At 35.1% G+C, this 14674-nt stretch carries 12 protein-coding genes; all 12 read right to left on the reverse strand.

The window, feature by feature from the left end; all coding sequences use genetic code 11:
* Positions 1-279: 279 nt before the first annotated feature.
* Positions 280-918: a hypothetical protein gene (locus U9P79_06100; protein MEA2104194.1), complete on the reverse strand. Its 639-nt coding sequence runs from the start codon at positions 916-918 to the stop codon at positions 280-282.
* An 84-nt stretch (positions 919-1002) separates the two neighbouring features.
* The gene (locus tag U9P79_06105; GenBank protein MEA2104195.1) at positions 1003-1707 is read right to left on the reverse strand and encodes an RloB family protein; all 705 of its coding nucleotides are present in this window, start codon (positions 1705-1707) and stop codon (positions 1003-1005) included.
* Positions 1708-1712: 5 nt separating this feature from the next.
* Positions 1713-3026 (reverse strand): ATP-binding protein, encoded by a 1314-nt coding sequence (locus tag U9P79_06110; protein ID MEA2104196.1) that lies wholly within the window; start codon positions 3024-3026, stop codon positions 1713-1715.
* 307 nt (positions 3027-3333) lie between these two features.
* Positions 3334-5856 carry a DNA gyrase subunit A gene (gene gyrA / locus U9P79_06115; protein MEA2104197.1) on the reverse strand — a complete coding sequence of 841 codons (2523 nt, stop codon included), beginning with the start codon at positions 5854-5856 and terminating at the stop codon, positions 3334-3336.
* Between the two features lie 103 nt (positions 5857-5959).
* The gene (gene gyrB, locus U9P79_06120; protein ID MEA2104198.1) at positions 5960-7852 is read right to left on the reverse strand and encodes a DNA topoisomerase (ATP-hydrolyzing) subunit B; all 1893 of its coding nucleotides are present in this window, start codon (positions 7850-7852) and stop codon (positions 5960-5962) included.
* 238 nt (positions 7853-8090) lie between these two features.
* The gene (locus U9P79_06125; GenBank protein ID MEA2104199.1) at positions 8091-8666 is read right to left on the reverse strand and encodes a PASTA domain-containing protein; all 576 of its coding nucleotides are present in this window, start codon (positions 8664-8666) and stop codon (positions 8091-8093) included.
* Between the two features lie 3 nt (positions 8667-8669).
* Complete coding sequence (gene rsmB / locus U9P79_06130) at positions 8670-9986, reverse strand: 16S rRNA (cytosine(967)-C(5))-methyltransferase RsmB (GenBank protein MEA2104200.1); 1317 nt, start codon at positions 9984-9986, stop codon at positions 8670-8672.
* On the reverse strand, positions 9987-10586 hold the full coding sequence (gene ruvA / locus U9P79_06135; GenBank protein MEA2104201.1) for a Holliday junction branch migration protein RuvA: 600 nt from the start codon (positions 10584-10586) through the stop codon (positions 9987-9989). It abuts the gene before it with no gap.
* A gap of 29 nt (positions 10587-10615) precedes the next feature.
* Positions 10616-11110: a crossover junction endodeoxyribonuclease RuvC gene (gene ruvC, locus U9P79_06140; protein ID MEA2104202.1), complete on the reverse strand. Its 495-nt coding sequence runs from the start codon at positions 11108-11110 to the stop codon at positions 10616-10618.
* On the reverse strand, positions 11103-11852 hold the full coding sequence (locus U9P79_06145; GenBank protein ID MEA2104203.1) for a YebC/PmpR family DNA-binding transcriptional regulator: 750 nt from the start codon (positions 11850-11852) through the stop codon (positions 11103-11105). Before U9P79_06145 ends, ruvC begins: the two co-directional genes overlap by 8 nt.
* 113 nt (positions 11853-11965) lie before the next feature.
* Positions 11966-14017, reverse strand: a complete 2052-nt coding sequence (gene fusA, locus U9P79_06150; protein MEA2104204.1) for an elongation factor G — start codon at positions 14015-14017, stop codon at positions 11966-11968.
* A gap of 117 nt (positions 14018-14134) precedes the next feature.
* A partial coding sequence (locus tag U9P79_06155) for a uracil-DNA glycosylase (GenBank protein ID MEA2104205.1) occupies positions 14135-14674 on the reverse strand: 540 nt, incomplete at its 5' end.

Genomic DNA, 14674 nt, shown 5'->3' on the forward strand with positions numbered 1-14674 from the left:
AAAATATACTCTTCATCCTTTTTACAACTCATCCCCTAACCCCTTCTCTTCAAAGAGAAGGGGAACTTTTGTCTCCCTCTCCTCGATAGGAGAGGGTCGGGGTGAGGTCGAAAAATAGCACTTTACAGACAGACTCTAATTAGAGTTCCTCCGTAATATGATTTTCGTTTTGCATTTTCCGTTATCCGTTATCTATTATCTGGTCGTATTCTGAAGTCCATCTACCAATTTGGCGGCTAAACTCAAGTCTGCTCCGTTTTCCATTTTCCATTCTTGGCATTATCCATTTTTCTGCACCTGAAATTTGATTTCTTGATCGTTGAAAAAGAGTTTGAAAGTTGAATTTTTTTTAATCCCAATCTTCTGAAAAAAAAGGTAACCGCTTTTTCTGGCTTGTGCTCGAATCGGAGAAAAAGAAAATGCCTTTGATTTGATATTCCTGATTCCCTCTGTTCTGGAATTAATTTGATTCTTAATTGAATTCCTAACCTCCTCCGAATCATTTGGGAAAGTTGCCAGATAATCCAACTGTAAATCCACATCGTCACCATACATAAAACGCACAACTTCCCCGCTTGTGAACAGGTCATATTGCTCATTGTTGCTGTCGAGAAGGGCAAATGATTCGATTTTTATATCACTACTTTTTCCGGATTTGTTGCGATAGATCAAATAGAAAGTTGTGAAATATTCGTTTACATCTCCGGGAGTATCGTTCCAAAGTTGATATTTTATCGCAATGTCATAATATTCTGTTTTTATCACCCCGAATTCTTCTTGGATTATTACATTCTGGGAAGCAATGGGGACGATTTTTTGCATGCAGCCGACAATGATGAGAATGACTGGAAGAAAAATAATCAGATATTTTCTCACGGCAAAAAATTTTAAGAATGAGAATGTTTTGTAATTTTGCATTTTAATTTGTGGTTAATGCTTAAGCCAGCCATGTTCTACTTGCATTTCTTCCTATTTGAATGTGGAAATTTTTGTTACACAAATTTATTTTTTTAAATAGTTATTTAACTCTAATACTAATAGGTCAACTGAAGTCGATGGATTGTGATTATACGGTTGCTTGCCGTTAATTACTTTTCTGAGTTTTTGCGCATTTTGTATAGCAAATTCTTGGCCTTGACAACTACTTGATTTATTTGATAATTCAAGCAAAAAATTGTACATATCCGGATCATTTTTGCGATATTTTCTTTTCATTCTATGGCTAAGCATACCGCTGTACCTTGCTCTGCTAATTCCACTAGTATGATAATCATAATGCAATAAATACCACAATTCAAAAGCTTCATTAGAATAAGCAATTCTGATGGTGATTTTTCTACCCTTTTTTTTCTTATATTTTTTATTTAATCTTATTTCTTCGCTTTTAACAGTCTCAAACGCTTGATTATAATTTGCTTGGAGAAAATCATCTTTATCAAAAACGCACCATAGTTTTTCAAAATATTTGCCTTCTTCAGCGTTTTTTTTCCATTCCGCGACAGCATCATTTACAAGAGACTTTGTATTTTTTCCTTTACCGAGAATTTCTACTTTTACTCCTGATACAGGGAATGCTTTGAAATAATTAGGTTCTGTTTTTTCGCCTTCACATACGATCAAAATGCTATTTTTATATTCTCGATCGAGTTTAGACTTACGTTCTAGCTTTCTTCTTTTTTTTAACCAATAAATGTTATTACTACCCATTATTCTTACTCACTAAATAAAGATTCAAAGTTACCTATGTAAGGAACGGCTCCATATTTTCCCATTAGATAATCTTTATTATATGAGGCATCATTTCTTACTTTCTTGTAATCGAGCAAAGAATATAGATCGGAAACTCCATATTTATCTTTCGCAATAAGATAAATTTGATCTCTTCGTAAAATATTTTTATTCAAAATTAATGTGTTATGGGAAGCAAAAATCAGTTGAGCATTTTTTCTGTTAATTCTCTTTGAATTAAATAGAGAAATTAACATTAAACATAAATTAGGATGTAATCTTGCGTCAATTTCATCAATAACAAGAACCAATCCCATATTTAACGCACTTAAAATAGGTCCAATAATTGCAAAGAATTTTTTTGTACCATCTGATTCTTCTTTTTCAAAATCAAAGGAAACTTTTTCAATCGGTTGTTTTTTAGAATTGTACTTGCTGTGAAATGTTTTTAGCGATAATGAAAACCATTCTTCCAAATTTTTTTCATTGATTTCTTGCTTAATTTCCATTGGTAATTGGTTAAAATCAAGTTTCTTTTTATTAATAATAATGTCTTCAATACACATATCTGCTGTAGTTAATGATTTCAGAATCTCGTTCTTAACTTTCTTATCATTCATTAAATCAGCTGTAATACCAAAGAAATTGCTATTTGCAATAGCTGTAACATCCCTTAAATCACGAAACCAGCTCATTAACATTCCGGTTATAGGTGCATTTTCTCCTTTGATATTAGCAATCAATGATAAAAACAGGGTAGTTTTATTGATACTTCCTACAGTTTTATATACTTGTTTTCCTTCTCGAAATTTTTCACCAATTTGAATATCATCTTCAACTCTAGTAAACAATTTGGATTCTAATGAAGTAAATCGTGCAAAAAGCCATTCAGATTTGATTCTATAACGATCTAATTGGAAACCATATCTAAAAATAATGTGCTCTTTTGGAGTATAGTTTGAGATATTTTTTACCATAAAAGTCATTTCAAATGTAGAAGGTTTAGTCGCAGTATCTTCACTCAATTTAAAATTTTTAACATCATTCTCTTTACCAAAAGTACTTTCTTTTGCAGATTCAAAAATGAAATTCTTCATAAAACCGATTGCGTTTAAAAAATTACTTTTTCCACTAGCATTTGCTCCGAAGATTGCAGCACTAGTTAAAACAGTAATATTATCTATACTTATTAATGAGTCGGGTAATTCTTTTTTGGAGATTGATGAAGAAGCAATCATACTTAATTTAGCATTCTTTTTGAATGATAAATAGTTCTCTACTTGAAATTCTAATAACATATTTTACCTCACTTTTTAATTAAGGCAACAAATAATAGCATAGCAATCAATGTCAATCTTTTGAGAATTTTTCTCATATTTTATAAATACATCAAGATGTTCTTGGTGTGTGCGATGTTTCGGTGTGCAGAAAGAATCCTGTTAAATACGATCTGAAAAATCAAGAGGATTTAATATTTCGATACCTTTGAAAAATTTTATTTTTTTCTTGAATATAGAAATTAACTTGTCATTTCTATTTCTTCCTCCGAGTTGAAATACAACGAATATTCAAATTAAGGCATATTTCCATTTTACTTCATAAATTTCAAAGATCAAGTTCTGCTTGAATTGAAGATTTATCGTTTATATTTCCCCCATTTGTTTTATCATCATTCCCGTTTTCATCGTCATTTTCTTCTACTTCATCCTCATGGATAACACGTTCCACATCCACAACGCTATCATTTTCGTTAAGAGTAATCAATCGTACTCCCTGAGTATTTCTGCTAATAACAGAAATATCGCTTACATGCTGACGAATAACTTTCCCAAAATTGGTAATGATAATAATATCGTCATCGTCCACAACCTCTTTCACGCTGATCAGGTTTCCATTTCGCTCGGTAGTTTTGATGGTAATAACGCCCTTACTTCCGCGTTTTGTACGATGATAATCGGCGATTTGAGTTCGCTTTCCATAACCGTTTTCAGAAATTGAAAGTAAAGTCCCTTCACGTTTTACGATAACCATAGAGACAACCTCGTCTTCATCTCGCAAATTTATTCCTCTCACGCCTTGGGTATTTCGTCCCATTGGGCGAGCATCTTTTTCGCTGAATCTGTTTGCAAAACCGTGTTTTGTAGAGAGAATAATATCATTATCTCCCTCTGTTATTTTCACATCAATCAGACTATCATCATCATTAAGATTCATTGCAATAATCCCATTGGAACGGGGGCGAGAGAAAGACTCCAAAGAAGATTTTTTGATTTTTCCCTTTTTAGTAACCATTATCACAAAATAGGGATCATCAAAATTTTTTACCGTTACATAAGATTCGATCTTTTCATTTTTCTCAACTTGTAAAAGATTTACGATTGCTTGTCCACGAGCGGTTCTGCCCAATCGAGGAGTTTGATGGACTTTTAGCCAATAGCATTTTCCAAAATTCGAGAAGAAGAGAATATATGCATGGGTAGATGCAACAAACATGCTTTCAATGAAATCACCATCTTTCAAGTTAGAGCCTGTTAATCCTTTACCGCCACGACCTTGTTTTCGATAAGTATTTATGGGCAATCTTTTTATATAACCTGTATGCGAAATAGTTACAACCATTTGCTCGTCAGCGATCATATCTTCAGTTTCAATATCTGCTGATCCTTGCAGAATAACTGTTCGTCGGTCATCACCATATTTCTTTTTTATCTCGTCTATTTCTTCTTTGATAATATCCATTCTTTGAACACGGACTTCGAGAATATTTTTCAATTCTTCAATTATTCTAATAAGTAATTTAAATTCTTCATCAATTTTTTTACGTTCCATTCCTGTCAGTCTCTGAAGTTGCATCATCAGAATTGCATTTGCTTGAATTTCTGTGAATCCAAATTTATTTTGCAAATTCACATTCGCATCTTCCTTGCTTTTCGAAGCCCGAATTGTAGCAATTACAGCATCAATATTATCCAAAGCAATCCGATAACCTTCCAAAATGTGAAGTCGTTTTTCGGCTTTATCAAGTTCAAACTTGGTTCTTTTAACAATAACTTCATGCCGAAAATCAATAAAATGTTGAAGTGACTTTTTCAGGGAAAGTATTTTAGGTTCACCTTTTACAAGGGCACGATAATTCACCCCAAAAGTTCCCTGCAATTGTGAATATTTATACAATTTATTCAGCACCGCATTTCCTTCAGCATTTCTCTTGATATGGATAACCAGCCGCATGCCTTGTCGTCCGGATTCATCTCGAATATCGCTGATTCCCTCAATGCGTTTGTTTTTTACGAGTTTAACAATATTTTCGATTAACAAGGTCTTTGACAATTGATACGGAATTTCTGTTACAATGATTTTTTCAGAACCGTTCTTCTGAATTTCGATAGCAGCTTTTGCTCTAACCGTAATCTTTCCATAACCTGAAAGAAAATAATTTTTAATGCCATCAGTTCCGATAATATAACCACCGGTTGGAAAATCAGGTCCTTTTATATATTTCAATAATCCCAAAGGCTCAATATCAGGTTCATCAATAAGAGCACTAAGCGCATCGCAAACTTCATTTATATTATGAGGTGGAATATTTGTTGCCATTCCCACAGCGATTCCTGAAGAACCATTAACAAGAAGATTTGGAAATCTGGAAGGAAAAACGACAGGTTCTTTGCGAGTGCTATCATAATTTTCTTTAAAAATAACTGTTTCTTTATTTATATCCTCCATCATTTCTACTGAACTGTGATCAAGGCTGGCTTCCGTATAACGCATTGCTGCAGGCGGATCGCCATCCTGTGAGCCAAAATTGCCCTGTCCTCGAACCAGCATATATCTAAGGCTCCACGGTTGAGCCATGCGAACAAGGGTTGGATAAATCACTTGTTCCCCATGAGGATGATAATTTCCGGAAGTATCACCCGCAATTTTTGCACATTTTCGGAAACCTTTTCCCGGTTTTAAATTCAATTCATGCATAGCGTATAAAATTCTTCGCTGAGAAGGTTTGAGTCCATCACGAACATCAGGAAGTGCTCTGGAAACTATTACACTCATTGAGTATTCTATATACGCTTTTTTCATAATATCTTCAATTTCAACTTTTTTCACTCTCGTCCTATTATGAATCATCTATTGCTCCATTCTTTAAATTAATAAATTTTAAATATTTAATAAAAAGGGAAATGTAAATAGCAAAAACTCACATTTCACTTTTCATATTTCACTTTTCACCTTATACATCTATTTCAACATATTTTGCATTAGCTTTAATAAAATTCCTGCGGGGTTCAACTTCCGACCCCATTAGAAGGGTGAATATCCTCTCTGCTTCAACGGCATCATTCATTCGAACAGCAGTAAGAATACGCTTTTCCGGATTCAATGTTGTTTCCCAAAGTTGATCGGGATTCATTTCACCCAATCCTTTATATCTCTGAATAGATACTCTCTGGTCTCCGATTTCCGTTAAAATTTTGTCTCTTTCCTCATCGCTGTAAACATATTTTTTGCTTTTACCACGTTTAATCAAGTATAAAGGTGGATTAGCCATATAAACATTTCCATTTTCTATGAGCGGTGTCATATATCGGAAAAAAAATGTGAGCAATAAAGTGGCAATATGCTGACCGTCAACATCCGCATCTGTCATGATAATTACTCTGTTATACCGAAGGTGTGAAATATCGAACTCATTTCCGATGCCTGCACCAAGGGCTTGAATGATCGGTTTGATTTTCTCGTTATCCAGCACCTTATCAATTCTTGCTTTTTCAGTATTCAGCATTTTACCCCACAAAGCAAGAATTGCCTGAAAAGTTCTATCTCTTCCCATTTTCGCTGATCCACCCGCAGAATCTCCCTCAACCAAAAAAATTTCGGTTTGAGAAGGATCTTGGATTGAACAATCTGCCAATTTTCCCGGCAGACTTCCACTTTCCAGAACGGATTTTCGTCTTGTAAGGTCTTTTGCTCGTTTTGCGGCAATTCGGGCACGAGCACCAATTATGGCTTTTTTAGCAATTTCTTTGGCTTCACGCGGATTTTCTTCAAAGAAATCAGTAAGTTTTTCATAAACGATAGAACCCACTATGCCATCTATTTCGGAATTTTGCAACTTTGTTTTTGTTTGTCCTTCAAATTGTGGATTTGGCAACTTCACACTAATCACCGCAGTTATTCCTTCACGAATATCTCTTCCGGCAGGGTTTTCTTTTTCATTTTTTGCCAGATTATTTTTTTTGATATATCCGTTAACCGAACGCGTTAGAGCAGCCTTGAATCCGCTCAAATGCGTCCCACCTTCGATAGTGTTTATATTATTTGCAAAACTGTAAATTATTTCTTTATAAGTGTTATTGTATTGAAGAGAAACTTCAAATTCAACGTCTTGTTCCGTGCCTTTAATATAAATCGGATCCTTAAAAAGATTGGTTTTATTTTGATTTATATATTTGACAAATGAATTGATACCGCCCAAATATTTAAAATCATGCTCTTTGCCATCCCTTTCATCTGTAAGAATTATGCGGACACCTTTATTCAAAAAAGCCAATTCTCGCAATCGGGATGAAAGATAATCAAAACTAAATTCGGTAGTCTCAAAAATTTCATCATCTGCTGAAAAAGTGATTTCCGTACCTGTTTTATCCGTATCGCCAATAATTTCTAACTTAGAAATAGGAATTCCTTTTTCGTAAAATTGACTATAAATTTTCTTTCCGGAAAATATTTTTACTTCCAATTTTTTCGATAACGCATTAACCACGGAAACGCCAACCCCGTGAAGTCCACCGGAAACTTTATACGATTTATTATCAAACTTTCCTCCGGCGTGGAGCATGGTCATCACAACCTGTACAGCCGGAATATTTTGTTCCTTATGTAAACCAACCGGAATTCCACGCCCGTTGTCCGTAACTGTTACTGAACCATCCTTATTAAGTTTCACAACTATTTTATTACAAAAACCAGCCATCGCCTCATCAATGCTATTATCCACAACTTCATAAACGAGGTGGTGTAGCCCTCTTTCGCTGGTTCCACCGATATACATTGATGGACGTTTGCGAACTGCGGATAAACCCTTCAATACTTTTATCGTTTTTGCATCATATTTTGAAATCATATTTTACCTTTCCTTTTTATCATCTAATACTTTTTATGATCTAATTACGAAAATTTGTAAGCCACGAATTCACGAATTGAATTTAAATTAATATTTTTCATTTTCTTTGACTTCCGTGATAGGACTCACGCTACTTTTTTTTACTTTCTGCTTTCTGCTTTCTGCTTTTTGCTTTTTGCTTTTTGCTTTTTGCCTTAATCTTTCTTTGTGTCCTTGGTGGTTAATCTGTTTCTTTGTGTTAATCCAAACCTTCTAATAGTGAATCATATTTATTTTTTTCATCAATTTGTTTATTTATTTTCCCGAGGCTAACAATAATATTTACTTTTGAATATTTAGGCACATTCATCCCACTGATGGGGTCACTATAAATTACTTTACCGTGGTTAATTGCATCGGAAAATGAATAGTCAATTTTGCCGATGTTCAAGCCGTTATTGATCAAACGGATTTTTGCTTCGGCAGCAGTCAGGTTGTCGAGATCAGGCACTCGGACTAACTCCGGTCCATTGCTCACGATCACTTCAATTGTGTAACCTGTTTTCACAACTGCCTGTGGGGGCGGGTCTTGTGTAATAATACTGCCTTTGAGGATTTCCTGACTATTTCGTTCCCCGATTTTATCAATATAAAGCCCAACCTTATAAAGTTCATATTTAGCATTTTTATAATCACTATTTACAAGTTCAGGCACTTTCACTTCATTTCTGTGTTTAGTGTAAATTTTCAAAAAACCGCTGGAAATTACAAATCCCAATAAGAAAATAATAATAAAACTAACAATTACGAAAAAAAATGTTTTTATAAATTTCATAATTTAATTTACCTTTCGCAAGCGAGCTGCAAAGGAACCATCCATATCGTGTTTGAACGGGTAAGTTTTTATATATTTGTCAATTACAACATTTTTATCAACAAATGCTTCCGGTGAATCCAAGACAAAATTCTTATGCTTATCTAAAAATTTTTCTATTTGATTCTCATTTTCAAATCCATTAAATGTGCAGGTGGAATAAACTATTACACCACCTGTTTTGATTAATTTTGCGCAATTTTCAAGGATTTGTTGCTGCATATCCAGAAGTTGGAGAAGAGAATCTGCCGAAAACCTCAATCTTATTTCCGGTTTTCGTCTCATAACTCCTAAACCGGAGCATGGAACATCAGCAAGAATTTTATCGAATTTTTCAGATGAATGAAATTCGCGAGCATCTTCACAAAAATATTTCAGATTGTTACATTTCAAACGATTTGCATTTTCTTTGATGATTTCCAATTTTTCTTCAGAAACGTCATTAACATAAATCTGGTTTGAATCGTGCAAGATTGCAGACATCATAAAAGCCTTTCCGCCCGGGGCAGCGCAAATATCCAGTATTTTTTCACCCTTTTGGGGATCAAGTAGTAAGGGTGGAAAAACCGTGCTTTCATCCTGCAAATAATAAAAACCTTTTTTGAACATCTCATCAGAAATAAAATCAAAATTTTGCTCCATTCTGATCAAATACGGAAAATATTCGCTCTTTGTATATTTCACTTCAAGAGAATCCAAATGCTTGGAAAAATCCTCGTAAGATATTTTGTCGGGATTAAAACGTACATGTAATTTCGCCGGTGCATTAAAATATTTGCACATTTTAATCGTATCTTCTTCACCATATTTTCGCAACCACTTTCGGATTAATGAAATAGGGAAGGAATATTTCACAGAAAGGAACGCATTTTTACCTTTTGGAAGTTCAATATTTTTATTCTGCAAATATTTCTGAAGAAATGCATTGACCTTTCCTGCGGATTTCTTGCTATATTGCGATTTACAGAGATTAACAGTTTCGCTAACGGCTGCATAGTTCGGCACGGAATCCATAAAAATCAGCTGATACAATCCCAATCGAAGAACATTCCTCAAATCATCGTTTTCGATATAAAATCCAAATTCCGCACGTATAAAATCAATGATGTAGTCCAGATATATTTTTCGTTTTATTATTCCCTTAGTCATAGCATAGAAGAATTTTTTATCTCTTCCATAAAGAGCATTTTTATTACATATCTCCGCAAATACTTGGTCAGAATTTTTATTTCTGCTTAGAACTTCTCTAAGTGCCAAAAATGTTAAATCGCGTGTATTCATCTACTTATAAAACTTTCTTATAACAAACTTCACAATCTCTTCGGAAGAATAAGCTTTGTTATTTGTAATAAAATTCCGAATTTCTTTTATAACGGAATTACGATTATAACCCAACGATATCAGGGCATTCTGAGCATCGGTAACAATACCTTGATTTTCTTTGGAGACCTGATATTCTTTGCGATCCGGAATAGCAAAATTATCAAAAACATCTTTCAATTCTACAATAAGGCGTTGAGCCGTCTTTTTACCAATGCCGGGGACGGTTGTGAGTAATTTAACATTATTCTCTGAAATTGCATTTAGCAGATTTGATATGGAAATTCCCGATAGGATTGAAATGGCAATTTTTGACCCGATACCGGATACTTTTATCAAAGATTCAAAAACGCTGCGTTCGACAATGGAATGGAAACCGTAAAGGGTAAAATCCTTTTCGCCTACATTAAGGTGGAGAAATATTTTTCCGATGTTGCCCTTTTTCGGAATCTTATCGTAAGTATTAACGGAAATATTAATTTTGTATCCGATTCCGTTATTTTCAACGGTAATATAGGTTGATTTTTTTTCTAGAATTTCACCTTTAATAAATTCAAGCATGGGTTATACCTTATGTGATTAGTGGTCTATTAAATCTTCGCATTTAATTTGTGATGATGACAAAGGGCGATAGCAAGGGCATCGGAAACATCATAAGAATTCTCGGGAACCTTAATCTTTAAAATTGCGTTTACCATAAATTGGACTTGCTGTTTTGAGGCATTTCCATTGCCGACTACGGCTTTTTTGATTTCTCGGGGAGAATATTCATAAGTTGGAATTTTTTGCTGTTGCAATGCGAGTAATATTACACCACGGGCTTCTCCGAGAGATAAAATCGAGCGAACATTCTTTGCATGAAATATTTTTTCAATCCCTGCCTGATCCGGCTTATAAAGTTTGATCAATTCTGAAATTCTTTCGTAGATTTTTTCAATTCTTGCTTGCAGATTGAGATTCCTGCTTACCTTTATTACACCGTAATCAATTGGAATAACTTTGCGATTTTCAATCTGAAGAAATGCGTATCCTGTAGCAGTGGTTCCCGGATCAATTCCGAGTATTAATGGTTTTTGCTTATTCAACGGCTATCTTTTCCAAAATCTCATCATCAATATCGAAATTTGCAAAAACATTTTGAACATCATCAAGGTCTTCCAGTTCATTTATCAGCCCGATTATCTGGGATGCACTATCGTTTGCTTTTACTGTATTTTTAGGCTCGTAAACAAGTGAAAAATCATCAATCTTAATATTTTCATTTTCCAGGGAAATTATTACCTTTTGAAGATCGTGAGGGTTGACTGTAATTAGATAAATATCATCCTCAGCCACAAAATCATCCGCACCGCAATCAAGGGCAGTCATCATAAGTTCATCTTCATCGTATTTATCTTTTTGAATAAATATATGTCCCATTTGATGGAAATTCCAGGCAACCGAGCCCTTCTCTGCCATACTCCCGTTATGAGAAGTAACTGCATGGCGCACTTCGGAGACTGTCCTTTTTTTATTATCGGATAGCCCCACGATAATCAAGGCGACGCCACCCGGAGAATAGGCTTCGTAGAGAAAATCTTCATAGTTCACGCCTTCCAATTCACCGGTGCCACGCTTAATACCTCGTTCTATATTATCTTTGGGCATATTTGCGTTTTGGGCTCTGCTTACAGCAAGACGGAGAGCCGGATTTGCTTCCGGATCACCACCACCGCTGCGAGCTGCAACAGTGATCTCACGGATTATCTTCGTGAAAATCTTTCCACGTTTTGCATCTTCTTTGCCCTTCTTATGTTTTATCGAGCTCCATTTATTATGTCCAGACACGGATCCTCCAAAAAATTAAATTAAAAGGTTGTTCCGGAAAAATGAATGAGTGCACATATTGAAGAAATATGTGCTATAAGGAAAACCAGAACAACCTTGTGATTAATAATTATTTATTCTTCCTTTTGATGTGCAGCAATAACTTTTTGAGCGAGATCAGATTGCAATTTTTGATAGTAACCGAATTTCTGTGAGAAATATCCTTTTCCTTGAGTCAAAGATTTTAGGGTTGTGTAAAATTCATAAAGTTCCGAAAGAGGTAATTCAGTATTAATAATTTGCTTGTTACCTTCCTGACTCATTCCAAGAATTTTACCGCGCACGCTGCTGATTATACCCATCACATCTCCCATATTTTCCATAGGGACAACAATTTTTACTTCATGAATCGGTTCGAGAATAATTGGATTTGCTTTTACAAAGCCATCTTTAAGTGCATTTCTTGCTGCAATTTTGAAAGCCATTTCAGAAGAATCCACGTCATGAAAAGTTCCGTCATAAAGTTCAACGCTAATATCCACGATTGGGTAGCCGGCAATAATTCCATCCTGCAAGGTTTCTACAAGCCCTTTTTCCACTGCCGGGATAAACTTGCTCGGAATCGCTCCACCGACGATAGAGTTGATAAATTCAAATCCTTCACCAATAGGTTTAGGGGCTATCCGAATATAAACTTCGCCGTATTGCCCGTGTCCGCCGGATTGCTTTTTATGGCGATATCGCACTTGAGCCTTACCGGTAATCGTTTCCTTGTAAGGTATTTTCGGCGTTGTGAGATCGGCATGAATATTATAAACATTTTCCAAAGTTTTAATAATGAGATTTATCTGCAATTCACCCTGTCCGGAAAGTATATTTTGTTTTGTTTCAGAATCGCGGGTTGAAACGATCGAGGGATCTTCATGCATAATTTTTGACAAAGCCGTTCCAATCTTATCTTCATCGGATTGACTCGCGGCATGAATTGTTTTCCAAAAAACAGATTCGGGATAATCATAAGGTTTCACAACAAAAGTTGCACCTTTTTCTCCTATAGACAGTGCGGTTTGAGTTCCCTTCACTTTTACCATTACTCCGATATCACCTTCGGAAATCATATCAGTCTCTTGTCTTACTTTTCCACAGATATTAAAAACCTGTCCGACTTTATTTTTTGTCTGAGATTCACTTATTTCAAACTCATCACCAGGTTTAAGAGAATCTGAATACATTCTGATAATGGAAATATCGCCCTGATTTTGCTCGGAAACGGATTTGATAATATAACCCAATTTTTTATCATATTCATCAAGATTGATTTCCTCTTCCTTATCAACTCCACGTACTTTAAGAAAATGGCTATCTTGGGGAGAAGGAAAAAAATCATTAATCAGGTTCATTGTTTCTTTCACACCATTATTTTTGGTGGCAGAACAGCATAGAATCGGGATAGCTCTCCCTTTGACAAAAATACTTTTCAAGCCCGAAATTATTTCTTCGGGGGTCAATGAACCTTCTTCAAAATATTTTTCCATAAGAGCATCATCGGATTCTGCTGCGGCTTCAACAATATGTTCGTGATGTTCATCCACCTTATCAACCAAATCAGCGGGTATATCTGCCGGTGCTCCATCAATGAAGGCTTTTTTCGTGATAGCATTCACTACTCCCTTAAAATCGTGCCCAAGACCAATCGGAATTAGTAAAGGAACAATTAGTTCTTCGTGAAGCGTGCCAACTTTTGTTACTATTTCATCAAATTTTGCATTTTCTCTATCCATTTTGTTAATGATAATTGCTTTTGTATTACCGAGATTAGACGCATATTGCAGGGCGAAATCGGTCATGACTTCATACCCATTCACCGCCTCAATAGTAACTAAAGCAGTTTCCACACCACGCAAACTATTGATCAGATCTCCTTTAAAATCGCTGTAACCAGGGGAATCTATTAAGTTGTGTTTGATTGATTTCCATTTAAGATTTGCAACGGACAATCTGAGGGACATCTTCTTCTCAATTTCTTCGTTTATATAATCCATTGTGGTCGTGCCATCATCCACCGTACCGTGCCTGTTTATAGAGCCTGCATTGAAAAGCATGGTTTCTGCAAGCGAAGTTTTTCCAGCACCACTCGCTCCGATTATGGCATAATTCCTGATATTTTCTTTGGGAACTTTCAGCATTAAATTCCTCCGAATTTATTATTATTTTTTACTAAAATTGTGGTTGCGTGCTTTTAGTGTCAAACTTTTTAAATATTAGTTTTGACAGTGCATTATAGCAAATTTTTGGTTGTGAAATTACTGAATATTTTTGTATTTATCCTGTATTAATTCCCCCAACTTCCGATAAGATTGCTTTGTCGGTTCTAATAACGATTTATTGTAAATAATTGCCGCGGGATGGGTAAGAGGAAAAATTTGTTTCTTCCCGACAGAAAATAATTTTCCAACATATTCAGCGAAATCCGACTTAGCAATTCTGGGAAAAAAATATTTTTCGAAGATGTAATTTGTTGCATAAAAGCCCAATGGGACTAATATTTCCGGATTTATGAACTCAATCTCCATATCCAAAAAATATGAACAAAGTTGAATTTCATCCTGCTTGGGTTTTCTACAATTAGGCAGCATACATTTCAACAAATTTGTGATGTAAATATCGCTTCGATTGATCTTTGCAAACGAAAATAACTCATTTAATATTTTACCGGAAGGTCCCACAAACATGCATCCTTGCTTATCCTCCACTTCCCCCGGAGCCTGAGCAATAAGCATTGTCCTAGCACTCAAATTTCCTTCACCAACTATGCTCTGTGTCCGAGTTTGATGAAGCCGGCA

This window comes from Candidatus Cloacimonadota bacterium (assembly GCA_034661015.1).
GTDB lineage: Bacteria > Cloacimonadota > Cloacimonadia > JGIOTU-2 > JGIOTU-2 > JAYEKN01.